Here is a 17,219-nt window from a genome sequence, read left to right on the forward strand (position 1 = left end):
CTATGATTTTTAAAAGAAAATATTTCTATTTTATTTTAACCATTGCATTGACGTCGTGCGCAACGTATGCGCCACAATATAAATTTCCGGATGCCAATCCCATTTATCCATCTGAAAAAACGGTTGAAAAAACTTTTTATTTAGTGGGTGATGCGGGTCTTTCGCCTATGGGCGGGATGAGCGAGGCGTTGCAGACTTTCAAAAATTATCTTTCGAAAGAGAAAGTAAATGACAATTACACTATTTATTTAGGAGATAACATTTATCCTTCAGGATTGGAGCCAGAGGGAGATCCAAAAAGGAAAATGTCTGAAAATATGATTGATGCCCAGTATAAAGCCGTAAAGGATTATACTGGGCAAACTGTTTTTATACCCGGAAACCACGAATATTACAGTGGGGGCGTGGTGGGCCTAAAGCGGGAGGAGGATTACGTGGAAAAACTTTTTGGTGGCGAAGATGCTTTTAGGCCAAGCAACGGTTGCCCATTAGAAAGTGTAAACGTTTCAGATGATATTCAATTGATTGTTATTGATTCGCAATGGTATTTGGAGGATTGGAACAAAAATCCAACGATGAATAAAGATTGCGACATAAAATCACGTGAAAAATTCTTCATTGAACTGAATCTGGAAATTCAAAAAAATAAAAATAAGACCATTGTTTTTGCAATGCACCATCCTATGTACACAGATGGTAATCACGGCGGTTATTTTGCCTTGGAAAAACATTTGTATCCCCTTCAGAAAAAAATACCCATGCCTTTTTTGGCATCCATTGTGGTTCAGGTGCGTTCGCAGGGAGGTGTCTCGGTGCAGGACAGGTACAATGAGTTATATAACAATTTGATGAATAGACTTCAACAGATTGTAAAGAACCACAAACGAGTTGTATTTGTTTCCGGCCATGACCACACGTTACAGTATATCGAGGATGGTAATTTTAGGCAGATTGTTTCCGGAAGCGGTTCAAAGGAGTCTTATGCGGCCACGGGCGAGAATGGATATTTCAGTAACGGAAGGCAGGGTTTTGCCGTTCTCGATGTCTTTACAGATGGTTCCTCTTGGGTTCGTTATTATGCGGGAGATGAAAATTTTGAACCTGAGATAATTTTTCAAAAAGAAGTGATTCCCGCTCCGGTCAATGTGGATTTGAATCAATTTCAGGAAGAATTCCCGTCTGAAGTATCCGTTCCCATCTATAAGCAGGACAGTATTCGCGAAGCACTTTTTTTCAAAACAATTTGGGGCCAAAAATACGAGAATGCATATTCCACTTCGGTTCGTGCAAATGTTGCCGTGCTGGATACTTTATATGGTGGTCTTACTGTTATCAGGGAAGGAAAGGAATTGGATTACAGATCGCTCGTGCTACGTGATAAAAAAGGAAATCGCTACCGAATGCGGGCAATGGGTAAAAATGCGCTTCAGATTTCGGAGAAATTGGTATTTGATGCTAACAATGAAAACCCAGCGCAAGTTGAGAAACAGGAGGTTCCAAAGCCAGAAATTCTGAATGTAGATTTCTATACGGCATCGCATCCTTATGCCGTGATGGCAATTCCGTATATGGCAAAGGCCATCAACGTTTTTTATACTACGCCGGAGCTTTTTTATGTTCCGAAACAAAAAAGATTGGGCAACTACAATGACAATTTTGGGGATGAACTTTATTTGATTTCCGTGGAACCTTCCGAAAGAAGTGAAGGAGAAGTTTTATTTGAGTACCCCGATGATGTAGAAACCACAGATGATATTTTAATAAAATTACGTAAGACCGGAAATGTTTTTGTTGATGAACAGAGCTATATAAAATCACGACTTTTTGATATGTTAATAGGCGATTGGGACCGTGAAAATGACCACTGGCGCTGGGCACAGTATGACAACAATACTGGGGAAGACGTTTATGTGCCAATCGCAAAGAATAGGGACGAGGCTTTTTCAAGTTTTGAGGGCAATATTCTGGATATTACGAGATCCATTTTTGGCGGAACTAGGCAATCACACGTTTATTCCAAAAATTTGACAGATTTAAAATGGTTCAATCAAGAAGGAACTATTCTGGATCGCGCGCTTATTCAAAATTCAGGAAGAAATCAATGGAAATTTTTAGCCACCGTTATCCAGGATAGCATTACAGATTCCATAATTGACAATGCTTTCGAAAAAATTCCACAAGAAGTCCAAGATGAATCACTTCAAAATATAAAAAAAATTTTGAAGGAAAGAAAAAAGAATCTGGTTGATATTGCGGACAGATACTACACCTATTTATCAACCCTTCAGACCATAGTGGGGACGGATTATGATGATATTTTCGAAATAACTAGACTACCCGATGGCAAAACAAATATAAAGACATACACTACCATCAACGGCGTAAAGTCTGATACGCTGATTGATAGAACCTTTTCGCATAAGGATACAAAAGAACTTTGGCTCTACGGATTGAATGGAAATGACAGTTTTAGAATAGTGGGCGATCACAATGATTTGATTTATGTGAGAGCCGTTGGAGGGCACGGAACAGATAGCTATGATTTGGAAGAAGGAAGGCGTGTGAAGGTGTATGACTATCAAAATTTAGAAAGTACCGTGGTAGAAAAAAAAGGCGGAAGTTTACGTTTTACAGATGTTTATAATCTGAATACGTATGATTACCGGAAGCAGATAGACCGCACCCACGGCGTAGTTTCCGCAATTGGTTACAATCCTGATGATGGTTTTAGGGCGGCGGCACAGTATATATTTAGAATCGATAATTTTCAAAAAAATCCGTTCTCACAAAGGCACACGCTCAATGCAGCATATTTTACGGATGTTGACAGCTATGAACTTGCATATACCGGTGAATTTGCAAATATTAAAGATGATTTGAACCTAAGCTTGGGCGGAAGATATACCAGCCCAAATTACACCATAAATTTCTTTGGCTTCGGAAATGAAACCGAGAATTTACAAGAGGAAGCCGGTTTTGATTTCAACAGGATCAAGGTTCAAAATATTTCTGCAAACGTGGGGCTTCTTCGCAATAGCCTTTTTGGAAGTTTCTTTAAACTCCAAACATCCTTTGAAACCTATAGGGTTGATGATAGCGGAACTAATTTTTTCAATTTAATCGGGAATCAAACCACTGATAATAAATATTTTGGAACGCTTGAAGGAATCTACAATTACCGAAGTGCGGACGATGTAATTAACCCAACGCTCGGGATGATGTTTGATCTTCAATTGGGCGTAACGGATAATCTTGAAGATAATTCAAGGGTTTTTGGCTTTTTAAAATCAAGAATTGGTTTTTATAATACCTTGATACGTGATAGGAGTTTGGTTTTGAAAACCAATTTGAGAACCCATTTAAATTTTGGAAACCAATACGAATTCTATCAAGCTGCTTTTATTGGCGGAGACAGTGATCTGCGCGGTTATCGTGCAGAACGATTTATGGGAAGATCTGCACTTGTGGGAAGTGCCGATTTACGCTACAAATTTCCGTCTTTTAAAATTGGTATTATCCCGATAAATATTGGAATCTATGGCGGTGCAGATTTGGGACGGGTTTGGCAACGTAATGAAACTTCGAAAAAATGGCATAATTCCCGAGGTGGAGGATTGTACATCAATGGTTCCGGTGGGCTAAATGGTAGTTTTAGCGCCTTTAATTCTACGGAAGGAACAAGGGTAACTTTCGGTCTCGGATTTGATTTCTAAAAATTGATACATTAAAAAACCCGCTAAAAAGCGGGTTTTTTAATGTATGTAATTCTAAATTTCAGGATGGTTTTGTGAGGTTTTCATGGTCCAGGCATCCAGCATCCAGCTCACTTTTTCAAGATCAGCAATAAAGCTTCCTATCATATCAATAGTTCCTTCATCGCCGGCAGCATCGGCTTTTTCTACCACTTTTCGCATTTGTTTCAGTAAAAGTCCGTGGTCTTCCAAAAGAATTTTTACCATCTCAGTATCTTTTGTTTCTGAAGGTGATTCTTTTAGATTGCTTATTTTCAAATAATCAGTAAAATTGCTTGTAGGTTGAAAGCGAAGCGTTAAAATACGCTCGGCAATTTCGTCAACTTTTATTTTTGCGTCTTCATACATTTCTTCAAATTTTATATGAAGATCAAAAAAATTGGGTCCTACCACATTCCAGTGAAAATTTCGCAATTTTTGATAATACATATGGTAATCTGCCAACAGTATATTCATCTGTTCGGCCGTGGCCGTAATTTTCTTTTTATCAAGATTTAAATAATTCATTTATATAGTTTTTGGTTATTCCCAAAGATACTTCATTGAAGATAATTTTTGCAATTCTGAAAAAAGGTTTAGTGTTTTTTTAACGGCAATAAAGATTCCGTATCACTTTTAAAGCCTTCGGTTTATTGTAACTTTGGAATCTATGAATGAAAATGAACTCAAGTCCTATTTGGAAACCGCCATAGTTGCTTCGCTAAAGGCCGGACGGGAAATATTGAAAATTTACGATACCAACTTTGATGTTGAAATTAAGGAAGATAATTCTCCTTTAACGCAAGCCGATAAAAACGCAAATAAGGTTATCAATTACTATCTTCAACAAACCAATATTCCAATAATTAGCGAAGAAAACAAGCAATTGCCTTACGCTGAAAGAAAACACTGGACGCGTTGCTGGATTGTTGATCCGCTGGATGGAACAAAGGAATTTATAAAAAGAAATGGCGAATTTACCGTAAATATCGCGCTTGTAGAAAATGGCAATCCTGTACTTGGAGTGATTTATGTTCCTGTGACCAAGGAATTGTATTTCACTTCAGAAGATTTAAAAAATTCAAAAAAAATAACAATTACTTCCGAAGATGAAACTATTGAAAATATTTTTAAGAATTCTTCGGTTATAAAGCCTTCAGCAATCAGCGATACTGTGAAAATTGTGGGAAGTCGGTCGCATTTAAATGATAATACAAAAAAATTCATTTCAGAAATTGAAAAAAAACATAGTGTTGAAATGGTCTCAAAAGGGAGCTCAATAAAGTTCTGTCTGGTAGCTGAAGGCGCAGCACACATTTATCCCAGATACGCGCCCACAATGGAATGGGATACCGCGGCGGGCCACGCGATATGCAAAACTGCCGGAGTAGAGGTAATTGACCATAAAACCAAAAAACCGATGATCTACAACAGGCCCAATCTGCTGAATAACTATTTTATAGTAAGTTCACTGTGAAATATATACTTGCAGATTTCAGAAAAAATGATTTTATAGTATCTTCACAAACGCAATTTGCCGCACGGCAATCGGTTCTAAAATTTGGCTGAGATGGAAAATATAATTCCCCATAAATTCAACATTGGCAAGACAGAGCGAGCTGGACTCAAAAACCACGACACGGTGCTTCTCTGGTTTACGGGCCTTTCAGGTTCCGGCAAGTCCACCATTGCGAATGCCCTGGAAACGGAACTATATCATAAAAAGATACACACCTATATTTTGGACGGTGACACTATAAGAAAGGGCCTTAACGGAAATCTTGGTTTTTCAGAAGAAGATAGAAGCGAAAACATAAGGCGCATTGCCGAAGTTGCCAATTTGATGCTGGATGCAGGATTGGTGGTTATGGCATCATTTATTTCGCCCTACCGCGAGGATCGCGAACAGGTAAAACGAATTGTTGGGTATACCAAAATGATTGAAATTTTTATAAATACACCAATTGAAACCTGCGAAATAAGGGATGTAAAAGGTCTTTACGAAAAGGCACGGAAAGGTGAAATAAAGAACTTCACCGGCGTAGATGCACCATACGAAGCACCATTGGCGCCAGATATTGAAATAGATACAACAAAAATGTCAATCAATGAGGCGGTGAATTTGATATTAATAAAGATTTCATCAAAAATTGAAATAAGAAACTGAAGCTGAATTAATCTGCAGATTATACTAAAAAGTATGAATAAATATTATTTGAATTATTTGGATGAGCTGGAATCTGAAGCAATTTATATTCTTCGTGAGGTTTGGGCACAGTTTCAAAATCCAGTAATTCTCTTTTCTGGCGGAAAAGATTCAATTGTGGTGACTTATTTGGCAAAAAAGGCTTTTTTTCCATCAAAAATTCCCTTTCCGCTTTTGCACGTGGATACGGGCCATAATTTTCCCGAAACGCTTCAATTTCGAGATGAGTTAATTAAAGATTTGGGACTTACACTTCTTGTAGCCTCAGTTCAAGAATCGATAAATAGCGGAAGAGTCTCCGAAGAAAAAGGAAAAAGCGCTACACGAAATGCGCTTCAGATTACAACATTACTCGACGCTATTGAGCATCATAAAATTGATTGCGCCATTGGCGGCGGAAGGAGGGATGAGGAAAAAGCACGCGCAAAAGAGCGGTTTTTTTCGCATCGGGATGATTTTGGACAGTGGGATCCCAAAAACCAGCGGCCCGAACTTTGGAATATTTTAAACGGAAAACATTTTGAAGGCGAACATTTTAGGGCCTTTCCCATTAGCAATTGGACTGAAATGGATGTGTGGAATTACATTGAACGCGAAAACATCAAAATTCCTTCGTTATATCTGGCACACCAGCGGGAGGTGGTTTGGCGAAACCAATGTTGGATTCCATTTTCAGAATTTTTGAAATTGGATGAAAATGAAAAAGTTGTTTCAAAGAAAATTCGCTTTAGAACATTGGGAGATATTACTATTACCGGAGGAATTGAATCTGAGGCAGATACTGTCAATAAAATAGTTTTTGAAGTTGCAGCAATGAAGCAAACCGAACGCGGAAATAGAAGCGATGATAAGCGCAGTGAAACCAGTATGGAGGACAGAAAGCGACAGGGATATTTTTAATATTCAAGAAAAAAAGAATGGAAATAGATAAAAATCAATTACTTAGATTTACTACTGCCGGAAGTGTGGATGACGGTAAAAGTACTTTGATAGGGAGATTGTTGTATGATAGCAAATCCATTTTTGAAGATCAAATTGCAGCGGTAGAAACTACCAGTAAGAGAAAAGGACACGAAGGAATTGATCTCGCATTGTTTACCGATGGTTTACGGGATGAACGCGAACAAGGTATCACAATTGACGTGGCCTATCGCTATTTTACCACTCCCAAGCGCAAATTTATAATTGCTGATACGCCCGGCCATATTCAATATACCCGAAATATGGTTACGGGAGCATCCACAGCCAATGCCGCACTTATTTTGGTAGATGCCCGCCACGGAGTTATTGAACAAACCAAACGGCACGCTTTTATTGCTTCGCTTTTGCAAATACCGCATATTGTGGTCTGTATCAATAAAATGGATCTGGTTGATTATTCAGAAGAAATATTTCAGCGCATAATGCATGATTTTGAAGGTTTCTCTTCAAAACTTTACGTGAAGGATATTCAATTTTTACCCATTAGCGCTTTGCACGGGGATAATGTGGTAAACAGATCCACGAATATGGATTGGTATCAAGGAGCGCCATTGCTATATACCTTAGAGACTATGCATATTGGGAGTGACATCAATAAAATTGATGCACGCTTTCCTGTGCAGACGGTTCTTCGGCCACAGCGGGATGAATTTATAGATTATCGCGGATATGCTGGGCGGGTTGCAAGCGGAATTTTTAGACCGGGTGATGATATTGTAGTTATGCCATCGGGTTTTGCTTCAAAAATAAAGAGCATCGATACAATGACAGGGACAATTTCTGAAGCTTTTGCACCTATGAGTGTTGCTATAACCCTGGAAGACGATATAGACATAAGTCGCGGGGATATGATTGTAAAAACCAATAACCAACCAAAGGCCGTCCAGGAATTTGATGCCATGCTCTGCTGGTTGCATAATACTGCTGCAAAGTCGCGAGCTAAATATAGCATTCGGCATACGAGTAATGATCAAAAAGCAATGATAACAAACGTTGTCTATAAGATTGATATAAACACATACGCAAGGGAAGAAGATAATAAAGAACTGGAAATGAATAGCATTGCACGCGTGACGCTGCGTACAACCCGCCCCATAATGGCTGATGAATACCGGGAGAATCGTGCTACCGGAAGTTTTATTCTTATTGACAACACAACACACGAAACCGTAGCTGCCGGAATGATTGTGTGAATTGGGTTTTTGAAACCCCTCAACCACACACTTAAAACCTTTTCCATACCTTTGTACAAACCTAAAAACTATGCTCATTATTGGCATTGCCGGCGGCACCGGAAGCGGAAAAACTACTGTTGTGGACCAGATTGTGGCAGAATTACCAGCAGATGAGGTCTGTGTAATTTCACAAGATTCCTATTATCACGATACCAGCGAACTTACCTACGCGGAACGTGTAAAAATTAATTTTGACCATCCCAATTCCATCGATTTTGATCTTTTGGTAAGCCATTTGGAAGAACTTCGGCAGGGAAATTCATTTGAGCAGCCCGTATATTCTTTTGTGGAGCACAACCGCACCGGCGAGACCATTACCACATTTCCGAAAAAAGTAATTATTGTCGAGGGAATTCTTATCTTAACGCACCCCGATATCCGTGAAATGTTCGACATTAAAATTTTTGTGCACGCAGATAGCGACGAACGGTTGATTCGCCGTTTAAAAAGGGACATCGCAGACCGCGGACGCGATTTGGAAGAAGTTTTAAACCGTTACCAGACCACGCTAAAGCCAATGCACCAGCAATTTATTGAACCAACCAAGGAGTACGCGGATATCATCATCCCCACAAATCGTTACAACACCGTGGCGGTAAATGTAATACGCAGTATTATAAATCAAAAACTTAACTATTCGGAGCTGTGAAGTTTTCAGAATTCAGACAGAAAAAATGGGTGCGGGTGGTGAGCAATAAATATATGCTCATTCTCATACTTTTTGTGGTTTGGATGGTGTTTTTTGATACAAATTCATATCTAATTCATCACGAGCTGGATCACGACATCAATGGGCTCGAGGAAAATAGGGATTTCTATAAAAATGAAATCGATAGCGATAAGGCGTTTATAAAAAAAATGGAGGACAGTAATGAAATGGAAAAGTTCGCTCGCGAAAAATATTATCTGAAAAAAGAAAACGAGGATATTTTCATTATCGAAAACGAAGATTCCATCAAAGAAAAAAAAGAAAATGAATGATTTTTTGTTTGAAGAATTCAATGAAGTCTCCGCAAAACAGTGGAAACAACAGATTCAATACGATCTAAAGGGTGCCGATTATAACGAGGCGCTTATCTGGCAAAGTCCTGAAGGCATAAATGTGAAGCCGTTTTATCACGCGGACGATTTCAAGGAAAATTTTCGGCCCGTTCCCGGGCAGCCCAAAAGTTGGAAAATCGCACAATCCATATTTATTGACGATGAGGCAATAGCCAACAAAATTGCACTGGATGCCATCGATCGCGGAGCGGAATCCATTATTTTTTCGGCTGAAAAGGAATTCGATTTCAACAAAACATTCGCCTCTTTTCCCTTTGAAGAAATACCTATTTATTTCGAAATAAAATTTCTTTCTGATGCATTCTATTCCAAACTCATTTTATTTTTTTCAGATAAGAAAGCAACGGTTCACTATAATATTGATATCATAGGAAATTTGGCCCGCACGGGAAACTGGTTCCATAGTTTAAAGGAAGACCACGCAATTTTGGACAGTATTCTTGAAAAAAATGCTTCCGAAAATATCTTGTCAGTTCATGCTTCTTTGTATCAAAACGCGGGTGCAAACATTGTCCAGCAGCTTGCGTATGCTTTGGCACACGCCAATGAATATTTAAATCACTTGAGCCCTGCATTGCTGCAATCGCAAATTTTCACATTCCAACTGGCCACTGGTCCCAATTATTTTTTCGAAATAGCCAAAATCCGTGCATTGCGTATTCTTTATGAAACATTGGCACGAGAATACAACGCAAGGGAAATCTGCCACATTGTTGTCACTCCTTCAAAAAGAAACAAAACGTTATACGATTATAATGTAAATATGCTTCGCAGCACCACCGAATGTATGAGCGCGGTGCTGGGCGGCGCAGATGCGGTGTGCAATCTTCCGTACGATGCACTATACCACAAAAGCAATGAATTTGGCGAGCGAATCGCTAGAAACCAACTGCTTGTACTCAAACACGAGAGCTATTTTGATACCGTAAGCAATCCCGCCGATGGCACCTATTACATTGAAAGCCTTACGGAAGAACTGGCGGAAAAAGCGCTTCAGTTATTTAAGGAAATTGAAAAAGGCGGCGGATTTCTTCAGCAATTGAAAGATGGAACCATTCAGAAAAAAATTAAGGAAAGTGCTGAAAAAGAGCAGCAAGCATACAATGCTGGGCAACTGAAGTTATTGGGGACCAATTACCATCCAAACAAAAATGATAGGATGAAAGAGGATTTGGAGCTGTTTCCATTCGTGAAAAACAATCCCGTCAAGACCTTAATTGCTCCAATTGTCGAAAAACGCCTTGCTGAAACAACGGAACAAGAACGCTTAAAAACTGAATAATGGCAGCAGAACTTGAAGTTTTATTGGGTATTATCTTCGTAATCCTTGGGCTCGCAATCTTAATACGATTGAAGAAATTGAGCAAATCCAGATATTACAGATGGGTATTTTTGGCCGGAGCCATACTCTTGATTGGGTTCGGTATTTCATTGGCAATGGAAGTAATTGTGGAAAATGTATAGAAAAACGACACTTGTATTCTTGATAATCTTATCGCTAACGGTAGTTTCCTGTATGGAAATTGGTACGCAGGTGGTAGATTGGATGAATCTGGAAGAAGGCGAAACACATATATCCGGCAAATACCACATTTTGGAGGAAGACGGCGCGCGCGTTTTTCTGCCAGAGAGTTTTGACAGGTATTCCCTTGCCGAATATCAAGAGGTTTTAAGGAAAAAACTGCCGCCGGCCCAGGCTTCAGCACAGATAACCAGCATCAACAAAAAGATGCAAATGGACGGCAAAATGTACATCTATTTTGATGAACTTTCTGGCGCTACATTTCTGGTGTACAGTCTTCCGTATACCGAGCTTTCAAAAAGCGATGCCCGCCAGGCTTTGGGGATTATGCGCATTCAAAATGAAAATGCCTTGGCACCGGGAACTTCCTATGAAAAAGTTACCGCAAAATACGTGGGCTATCCCACAAATTATATTTTTAAAAGTGTTTACAGAATCGCTTCAGAAGAAGATGACTTCCAGTATTTTAATTCAGTATATTTTGTAACACGACAGGGCAAGACCTTCGGCTTCCAACTTACCACGGGCGTCGGGGTGTTTTTTGACCCGTACATTGAAAAATTGGATTTATAATGGCAAGAAAAGATTTACAGCATATCAATTTAAAAAAGACAGATGGCGAAAAATCAGCGACGAAAGACCAATCTGTCACCGCAAGCACTCCCAACAATCATCGGGACGAGGAGCAACCTTCCACATTTCAGACGGCAGAGGAAATCCAAATAAAAAAAACCTACACGGAAGAAGATATAGAAAACCTAAAACATTTAAACTTCGTCGCCGGAATCACTCCCAACCTCCGTGGGCCGTATTCTACTATGTACGTACGCAGGCCGTGGACCATACGTCAATACGCAGGTTTTAGCAATGCCGAGGAAAGCAACGCTTTTTACAGAAGAAACCTTGCCGCGGGCCAAAAAGGTCTTTCCGTGGCGTTTGACCTTGCTACCCATCGTGGCTACGATAGCGACCATGAAAGGGTAGAGGGCGATGTAGGTAAAGCAGGTGTAGCCATAGATAGCGTGGAGGATATGAAAATTCTTTTTGACCAGATTCCACTGGACAAGATGAGCGTGTCGATGACGATGAACGGCGCCGTGCTTCCCATTATGGCGTTTTACATTGTCGCCGCCGAGGAGCAGGGCGTTTTGCCAAAAGAATTGGCTGGCACCATCCAGAATGACATTCTGAAAGAGTTTATGGTGCGAAACACCTATATCTATCCGCCCACGCCATCGATGAAGATCATCAGCGATATTTTTGAATTCACTTCCCAAAATATGCCCAAGTTCAACAGCATCTCCATTTCCGGTTACCATATGCAGGAGGCAGGAGCCACGGCAGATATTGAACTTGCATACACCCTGGCAGACGGTCTGGAATACATCCGCACCGGCATAAAGGCGGGAATGGATATAGATACCTTTGCGCCCCGATTGTCTTTCTTTTGGGCCATTGGGATGAACCATTTTATGGAAATCGCAAAGATGCGTGCCGCCCGTATGCTGTGGGCAAAAATTGTAAAACAGTTTAACCCGAAGAGCGAAAAATCATTGGCACTGCGCACCCACTGCCAGACTAGCGGTTGGAGCCTTACCGAGCAGGATCCGTTCAACAATGTGGCGCGTACCGCCATTGAAGCTGCCGCGGCAGTTTTCGGTGGAACGCAATCGTTACACACCAATGCGTTGGACGAGGCCATAGCCCTCCCAACCGATTTCTCTGCACGCATTGCGCGGAACACACAGATTTTCCTGCAGACCGAAACCCAGATCACTAAAACCGTAGACCCGTGGGCGGGCAGTTATTATGTGGAAAGCCTTACGGATGAAATTGCCAAGAAAGCCTGGGCGCTTATCCAGGAAGTGGAGGAACTGGGCGGAATGACCAAGGCCATAGAGGCGGGCATCCCCAAACTCCGTATTGAGGAAGCATCAGCAAAAAAACAGGCGCGTATTGATAGCGGGCAGGATATCATTGTGGGCGTAAACAAATATAGACTCGCCAAGGAAGATCCCCTGCAGATTCTGGATGTGGATAACCAAAAGGTGCGCAACTCACAGATAGCGCGTTTGGAACGTATAAAAGCGGAACGCGACACCAAAAAAGTAGCAGATGCCCTGGCAGCAATTACCGAGTGCGCACGCACGGGCGAAGGCAACTTATTGGCATTGGCCGTAGAAGCCGCCCGCCATAGGGCTACTTTGGGCGAAATCTCAACCGCTATGGAAAAGGAATTTGGCAGGTATAAGGCGCAAATTCGTTCCTTTAGTGGTGTATATAGTAAGGAAATGAAAAAAGACGAAAGCTTTGAAAAGGCGCGGCAAATGGCAGACCAGTTTGCCGAACAGGAAGGCCGCCGCCCCCGTATTATGATTGCCAAAATGGGGCAGGACGGTCACGACCGTGGTGCCAAGGTGGTAGCCACCGGCTATGCCGATGTAGGTTTTGATGTGGACATAGGCCCACTCTTTCAGACCCCGGCAGAGGCCGCCAAGCAAGCGGTGGAAAATGACGTGCACATATTGGGCGTCTCCTCCCTCGCCGCGGGCCACAAAACCCTCGTGCCACAGGTTATTGAAGCCCTAAAAAAATACGGTCGTGAAGATATTATGGTCATCGTGGGCGGCGTGATACCCGCGCAGGACTACCAGTACCTTTTTGATGCCGGCACAGTGGCAGTGTATGGTCCCGGCACCCGCATTAGCGATGCCGCTATTGAAATGTTGGGGATTTTGATTGAGGGGGTGGAGTGATTAAAAATTTAAAAACCAAAATTTAATTTTTGTAACTTACAAAAAAGAAGATTGATTAAAATGAAAGCTAAAGAACCATTATTTGACTATATAAATCCTGAATTAGAATATTCAATAGAAAATGGAGATTGTTTAAAGGTTTTGAAAAAATATGATGATCAAAAGTTTGACCTCATCATTACTTCACCACCATATAATATTGGAAAATCTTATGAGACAAAAACATCGATTGAAGAATATCTCGACACCCAAGAGGATATAATAACTGAATTAATTCGAGTGTTGTCTGATAATGGCAGTATATGTTGGCAAGTTGGAAATTTTGTGGATAAGGGAGAAGTATTTCCTTTAGATATATACTATTATCAAATTTTTAAAAAACTTGGATTAAAATTACGTAATAGAATAATTTGGCATTTTGGACATGGTCTTCACGCATCAAATCGATTTTCAGGTAGATATGAAACTATACTGTGGTTTTCAAAAACCGACGATTATATTTTTAATTTGGATAATGTTCGCGTTCCTGCAAAATACCCCGGCAAACGTCATTTTAAAGGTCCGAATAAAGGTAAACTTTCGGGAAACCCTAAAGGTAAAAACCCTTCCGATATTTGGGAAATAGTTTTAAAAGATTGGGAAAATGAACTATGGAATATTCCAAATGTTAAATCTAATCATCCAGAAAAAACTACTCATCCCTGTCAATATCCAATAGAACTTGTTGAAAGATGTGTTTTAGCTTTAACAAATCAAAACAGTTGGGTTTTAGATCCTTTTAATGGGGTTGGCTCCGCTGTAATTGCTGCTTTAAAAAATGATAGAAATGTCATAGGTATTGATAAGGATAAGGAATATTGTAGAATTGCAAAAAATAGAATTGAGGAATTAAAAGAAGGTCAGTTAAAAATGCGTCCCATAAATAAACCCATACATAAACCTGATAAAAAAAATAAGCTTTCACAATTTCCACAGGAATGGCAAGAATTAAAACTGGAAAAAAATAAATGAAAATAGCTCAAAAATACTCACACTTAAATGGAGAAGAATATTTAATTGTTCATTATAATAAGCTTTACAAGGAAATTATTTCAGTTATAGAATCGATAAAAGCTGATGATTTCAAAACGAAAGTCAGTAAAGAAAAAACCAAAAAAGGCAATAAATTATATAGTCCACGGGAATTAAATACTGCTTTTGATCGAGCTTTTCAAAAAGTGGGCTGGAATGAGAGTCGTTATTCATACTATATAACCCTTAATAGGGAATTAATGGAGAAAAGCTTGTTGATGACAACAAATGAACAGAAGGTGTTTCTTCAAGAAAATGGGGAAGAATCACCAATTTATAGCTACAACCAAACCGATTTTGTTAAAAATAAAATTGCAGTAGAAGTGCAGTTCGGGAAATATTCTTTTGTAGCGTATGATTTGTTCGTAAAACATATGCTATTCTATTCGGGAGGAGTAATTAATTTAGGTATAGAAATACTTCCCACTAAAAAAATGCAATTGCAGATGTCCAGTGGTGTAGCATATTATGAGGGAGAAGTTTACAATGTTATGCGTCAAGGAAGAAATAGCCCGCCCGTACCGCTTCTTATCTTGGGAATTGAGCCCTAATAAATTAAATATAATGAGCAATAGAATCAATAAAATATTATTTAGACATACTCCCGCTACCAGAAGCATCTCTCTCGTGAGCACCACAACCAATAACCCCGTTAGTGCGAACGTCCCGACCAACACAAAACTTCGAAATATTTATTTATAAAAAAGTATATATTTGCGCGCTTTAAATGACTTTTCTGTTCAAGAAAAACGGAACAAACCTTATAAGCATAATAACATACTTTAATCCATTAACGCAAACAAATGCAAAATTTCGAACAAACCAATACATTAATCCTTGCTGAAACGGGAAAGCGATTTTTAAATAACCTTATTGATACCATTTGTTTTTACTTTCTTATTTTCTTGAGCGCAATGCTTTTCGATGAAGTGCTGGGCATTGTGCCCGAAGAAGGTGCTGATTGGTTCGTTCTTTATTTCATTCTTCTTTATGTAGTGTTCCACGCATTATTTGAGTATTTTTTTGGGAAAACTCCAGGAAAGTTTCTTACGAAAACAAAAGTGGTTAAAAGGGACGGAACAAGACCTACATTCTGGAATATTCTTGGGCGCAATACGGCGCGTCTAATTCCATTTGATCCCATTTCCTATCTTTTTTCAACGAGAGGTTGGCACGATCAGGTTTCCAATACCTATGTGGTAATGGATCATAGTAAAATATAATATATATATATTTTAAAGCTAGTATTTCAATCAAGTCTACCATAATTGTAAAAACTACTCTGCTACCACGAGCCTCCCGCTCATTATTGCTCAAAATCCATAGATACAAATAGGGTTGCTATAAAACAGAACGGCATCTTTCAATCAAAAGATGCCGTCCCAACACTTAAAAGATGCCGTCCCGAGGAGGCAAAGATGCCGTCCCAAGACCCAAAAGATGCCGTCCCTCCATAGCACGGGACGGCAGGTTTAGGATTTCTTCTTGAATCCCGCGTTTTTCCCCCGCTAGCGCGAGCGTCCCGCTCGTGAGCATCACAACCCACAACCCACAACCAAAAACTTCCCAAAAAAAATACGTACATCCACGTATAGCCATGTCCGTAAAATGCTATAGCTTAGGTTTATTGTTAAACATAAACCATAGAAATCATGGCAAAACAAAATGAAACCGGCCACGCCGTAAACGTGGAAAACTTCCACAAGCTAATCCAGTACGTAACCACCTATGGGCTCGACTACAGCCCCAGCAATCCAGAACTGCAGCTGCCACAGCTCACCGCCCAGCACACGGCGGCAGAAAACGTCCAGCAGACGCTAACAGACCAAGTCCCGCTCTTCAACGCCGCCAGAAACGCGAGGCTGGAGCTTTTTGAAAATTCAGACAAACTCGCAACAAGGGTCATCAACGCCCTCGAGGTATCCGGCGTTTCAAAGGAGGTAGTCAAGGACGCCAAGACCATCAACAATAAGATTCAAGGCAGAAGGGCAAGCGAGCCGCAGCAGGTGCCCGCCAACACGCCGCCGCCCAACAGCATAAGCGCCAGCCAAAAATCCTATGTCCAGATGGCACAGCATTGGGCCGCATTGGTAGCATTATTGGAAAATCAGCCCGCGTACAACCCTAACCAACCCGAACTCAAAGTAGAGGCACTGGATCAGATGCAGCAAGATATGAACGCAGCCAATGAAGCAGTAAATACCGCCTATGCACAGTACGAGGAAGTGCTCACCAGGCGCGATGAGGTGCTTTACGAACCCACCGGCGGGGTCGTGGCAGTCGCCGCACTCGTTAAAAAACAGGTAAAGGCGATATACGGTGCAGACAGCCCCCAATTCAGGGCAACCAACGCCATAAATTTCAAGACCTTCAAGCGCAAATAGAAACCATTACTTTTCCCCTATTAATTTTCCCAAAATTTACATTCAAATACCTCCCCTAAATCCCCCACATCCATTCATAAAGCAACGATGTTATTCTGAAGATCTTCATCCCTTTCGTAAAAATGCGGCAATATTTCTACCGAAAATGCCATCATTTCAAAAATATAAAAAACCATATAGCAGAAATATAGTACCGTATAGCACAAACATCCCACCATATTAAATAACCAAAGCACCATATAGCATATATATGTAACCATATCGAATAATT

General features: G+C 40.3%; 18 protein-coding genes. 15 read left to right on the forward strand and 3 right to left on the reverse strand.

What is annotated here, in order from left to right:
- Nucleotides 1-2: 2 nt before the first annotated feature.
- Nucleotides 3-3,713 (forward strand): metallophosphoesterase, encoded by a 3,711-nt coding sequence (locus tag KIV10_RS13375; RefSeq protein WP_214114575.1) that lies wholly within the window; start codon nucleotides 3-5, stop codon nucleotides 3,711-3,713.
- Between the two features lie 54 nt (nucleotides 3,714-3,767).
- Here the strand turns inward: KIV10_RS13375 and KIV10_RS13380 are convergent, their stop codons facing one another.
- Nucleotides 3,768-4,259: a Dps family protein gene (locus tag KIV10_RS13380; protein WP_214114577.1), complete on the reverse strand. Its 492-nt coding sequence runs from the start codon at nucleotides 4,257-4,259 to the stop codon at nucleotides 3,768-3,770.
- Between the two features lie 142 nt (nucleotides 4,260-4,401).
- Here KIV10_RS13380 and cysQ point away from each other — a divergent pair, with 142 nt between their 5' ends.
- The 13 genes from cysQ to KIV10_RS13445 all read left to right on the forward strand — a co-directional run bounded on the left by cysQ (nucleotide 4,402) and on the right by KIV10_RS13445 (nucleotide 15,787).
- Nucleotides 4,402-5,208, forward strand: coding sequence for a 3'(2'),5'-bisphosphate nucleotidase CysQ (gene cysQ / locus KIV10_RS13385; protein ID WP_214114579.1), 807 nt, complete (start codon nucleotides 4,402-4,404; stop codon nucleotides 5,206-5,208).
- Nucleotides 5,209-5,301: 93 nt separating this feature from the next.
- Nucleotides 5,302-5,898 carry an adenylyl-sulfate kinase gene (gene cysC / locus KIV10_RS13390; protein ID WP_214114581.1) on the forward strand — a complete coding sequence of 199 codons (597 nt, stop codon included), beginning with the start codon at nucleotides 5,302-5,304 and terminating at the stop codon, nucleotides 5,896-5,898.
- Nucleotides 5,899-5,931: 33 nt separating this feature from the next.
- Nucleotides 5,932-6,837 carry a sulfate adenylyltransferase subunit CysD gene (gene cysD, locus KIV10_RS13395; protein WP_214114583.1) on the forward strand — a complete coding sequence of 302 codons (906 nt, stop codon included), beginning with the start codon at nucleotides 5,932-5,934 and terminating at the stop codon, nucleotides 6,835-6,837.
- Nucleotides 6,838-6,854: 17 nt separating this feature from the next.
- Complete coding sequence (locus tag KIV10_RS13400; protein WP_214114585.1) at nucleotides 6,855-8,111, forward strand: sulfate adenylyltransferase subunit 1; 1,257 nt, start codon at nucleotides 6,855-6,857, stop codon at nucleotides 8,109-8,111.
- Nucleotides 8,112-8,181: 70 nt separating this feature from the next.
- Nucleotides 8,182-8,802, forward strand: coding sequence for a uridine kinase (gene udk, locus KIV10_RS13405; protein ID WP_214114587.1), 621 nt, complete (start codon nucleotides 8,182-8,184; stop codon nucleotides 8,800-8,802).
- Nucleotides 8,799-9,134, forward strand: a complete 336-nt coding sequence (locus KIV10_RS13410; RefSeq protein WP_214114589.1) for an FtsB family cell division protein — start codon at nucleotides 8,799-8,801, stop codon at nucleotides 9,132-9,134. The genes udk and KIV10_RS13410 overlap by 4 nt, the downstream gene beginning before the upstream one ends.
- Nucleotides 9,127-10,497, forward strand: a complete 1,371-nt coding sequence (locus tag KIV10_RS13415) for a methylmalonyl-CoA mutase subunit beta (RefSeq protein ID WP_214114591.1) — start codon at nucleotides 9,127-9,129, stop codon at nucleotides 10,495-10,497. Before KIV10_RS13410 ends, KIV10_RS13415 begins: the two co-directional genes overlap by 8 nt.
- Nucleotides 10,497-10,679 (forward strand): hypothetical protein, encoded by a 183-nt coding sequence (locus tag KIV10_RS13420; RefSeq protein WP_214114593.1) that lies wholly within the window; start codon nucleotides 10,497-10,499, stop codon nucleotides 10,677-10,679. The genes KIV10_RS13415 and KIV10_RS13420 overlap by 1 nt, the downstream gene beginning before the upstream one ends.
- Nucleotides 10,672-11,310: a hypothetical protein gene (locus KIV10_RS13425; RefSeq protein WP_214114594.1), complete on the forward strand. Its 639-nt coding sequence runs from the start codon at nucleotides 10,672-10,674 to the stop codon at nucleotides 11,308-11,310. The genes KIV10_RS13420 and KIV10_RS13425 overlap by 8 nt, the downstream gene beginning before the upstream one ends.
- Nucleotides 11,310-13,493, forward strand: coding sequence for a methylmalonyl-CoA mutase (gene scpA, locus KIV10_RS13430; RefSeq protein ID WP_214114596.1), 2,184 nt, complete (start codon nucleotides 11,310-11,312; stop codon nucleotides 13,491-13,493). The genes KIV10_RS13425 and scpA overlap by 1 nt, the downstream gene beginning before the upstream one ends.
- A 60-nt stretch (nucleotides 13,494-13,553) precedes the next feature.
- Nucleotides 13,554-14,504, forward strand: a complete 951-nt coding sequence (locus tag KIV10_RS13435) for a DNA-methyltransferase (protein ID WP_214114598.1) — start codon at nucleotides 13,554-13,556, stop codon at nucleotides 14,502-14,504.
- Complete coding sequence (locus KIV10_RS13440) at nucleotides 14,501-15,115, forward strand: BglII/BstYI family type II restriction endonuclease (RefSeq protein WP_214114600.1); 615 nt, start codon at nucleotides 14,501-14,503, stop codon at nucleotides 15,113-15,115. The genes KIV10_RS13435 and KIV10_RS13440 overlap by 4 nt, the downstream gene beginning before the upstream one ends.
- 252 nt (nucleotides 15,116-15,367) lie before the next feature.
- On the forward strand, nucleotides 15,368-15,787 hold the full coding sequence (locus KIV10_RS13445) for an RDD family protein (RefSeq protein ID WP_214114602.1): 420 nt from the start codon (nucleotides 15,368-15,370) through the stop codon (nucleotides 15,785-15,787).
- A gap of 140 nt (nucleotides 15,788-15,927) precedes the next feature.
- On the opposite strand, the gene KIV10_RS13450 is transcribed toward KIV10_RS13445, so the two are convergent.
- Nucleotides 15,928-16,149, reverse strand: coding sequence for a hypothetical protein (locus KIV10_RS13450; protein ID WP_214114603.1), 222 nt, complete (start codon nucleotides 16,147-16,149; stop codon nucleotides 15,928-15,930).
- 67 nt (nucleotides 16,150-16,216) lie between these two features.
- On the opposite strand from KIV10_RS13450, the gene KIV10_RS13455 reads away from it, so the two are divergent.
- On the forward strand, nucleotides 16,217-16,948 hold the full coding sequence (locus KIV10_RS13455) for a hypothetical protein (RefSeq protein WP_214114605.1): 732 nt from the start codon (nucleotides 16,217-16,219) through the stop codon (nucleotides 16,946-16,948).
- A 74-nt stretch (nucleotides 16,949-17,022) separates the two neighbouring features.
- Here the strand turns inward: KIV10_RS13455 and KIV10_RS13460 are convergent, their stop codons facing one another.
- On the reverse strand, nucleotides 17,023-17,208 hold the full coding sequence (locus KIV10_RS13460; protein WP_214114608.1) for a hypothetical protein: 186 nt from the start codon (nucleotides 17,206-17,208) through the stop codon (nucleotides 17,023-17,025).
- Between the last annotated feature and the right edge of the window lie 11 nt (nucleotides 17,209-17,219).

This window comes from Aequorivita echinoideorum (assembly GCF_018476645.1).
In the GTDB taxonomy this organism is placed as follows: Bacteria; Bacteroidota; Bacteroidia; order Flavobacteriales; family Flavobacteriaceae; genus Aequorivita; species Aequorivita echinoideorum.

Coding starts and splice junctions, on each gene's coding strand:
- KIV10_RS13455 (WP_214114605.1), top strand. CDS start 16,217: ATGGCAAAACAAAATGAAACCGGCCACGCCGTAAACGTGGAAAACTTC.
- cysD (WP_214114583.1), top strand. CDS start 5,932: ATGAATAAATATTATTTGAATTATTTGGATGAGCTGGAATCTGAAGCA.
- KIV10_RS13445 (WP_214114602.1), top strand. CDS start 15,368: ATGCAAAATTTCGAACAAACCAATACATTAATCCTTGCTGAAACGGGA.
- KIV10_RS13380 (WP_214114577.1), bottom strand. CDS start 4,259: ATGAATTATTTAAATCTTGATAAAAAGAAAATTACGGCCACGGCCGAA.
- KIV10_RS13425 (WP_214114594.1), top strand. CDS start 10,672: ATGTATAGAAAAACGACACTTGTATTCTTGATAATCTTATCGCTAACG.
- KIV10_RS13415 (WP_214114591.1), top strand. CDS start 9,127: ATGAATGATTTTTTGTTTGAAGAATTCAATGAAGTCTCCGCAAAACAG.
- KIV10_RS13375 (WP_214114575.1), top strand. CDS start 3: ATGATTTTTAAAAGAAAATATTTCTATTTTATTTTAACCATTGCATTG.
- KIV10_RS13450 (WP_214114603.1), bottom strand. CDS start 16,149: ATGTACGTATTTTTTTTGGGAAGTTTTTGGTTGTGGGTTGTGGGTTGT.
- cysC (WP_214114581.1), top strand. CDS start 5,302: ATGGAAAATATAATTCCCCATAAATTCAACATTGGCAAGACAGAGCGA.
- KIV10_RS13435 (WP_214114598.1), top strand. CDS start 13,554: ATGAAAGCTAAAGAACCATTATTTGACTATATAAATCCTGAATTAGAA.
- KIV10_RS13400 (WP_214114585.1), top strand. CDS start 6,855: ATGGAAATAGATAAAAATCAATTACTTAGATTTACTACTGCCGGAAGT.
- scpA (WP_214114596.1), top strand. CDS start 11,310: ATGGCAAGAAAAGATTTACAGCATATCAATTTAAAAAAGACAGATGGC.
- udk (WP_214114587.1), top strand. CDS start 8,182: ATGCTCATTATTGGCATTGCCGGCGGCACCGGAAGCGGAAAAACTACT.
- KIV10_RS13420 (WP_214114593.1), top strand. CDS start 10,497: ATGGCAGCAGAACTTGAAGTTTTATTGGGTATTATCTTCGTAATCCTT.
- KIV10_RS13440 (WP_214114600.1), top strand. CDS start 14,501: ATGAAAATAGCTCAAAAATACTCACACTTAAATGGAGAAGAATATTTA.
- KIV10_RS13460 (WP_214114608.1), bottom strand. CDS start 17,208: ATGGTTACATATATATGCTATATGGTGCTTTGGTTATTTAATATGGTG.
- cysQ (WP_214114579.1), top strand. CDS start 4,402: ATGAATGAAAATGAACTCAAGTCCTATTTGGAAACCGCCATAGTTGCT.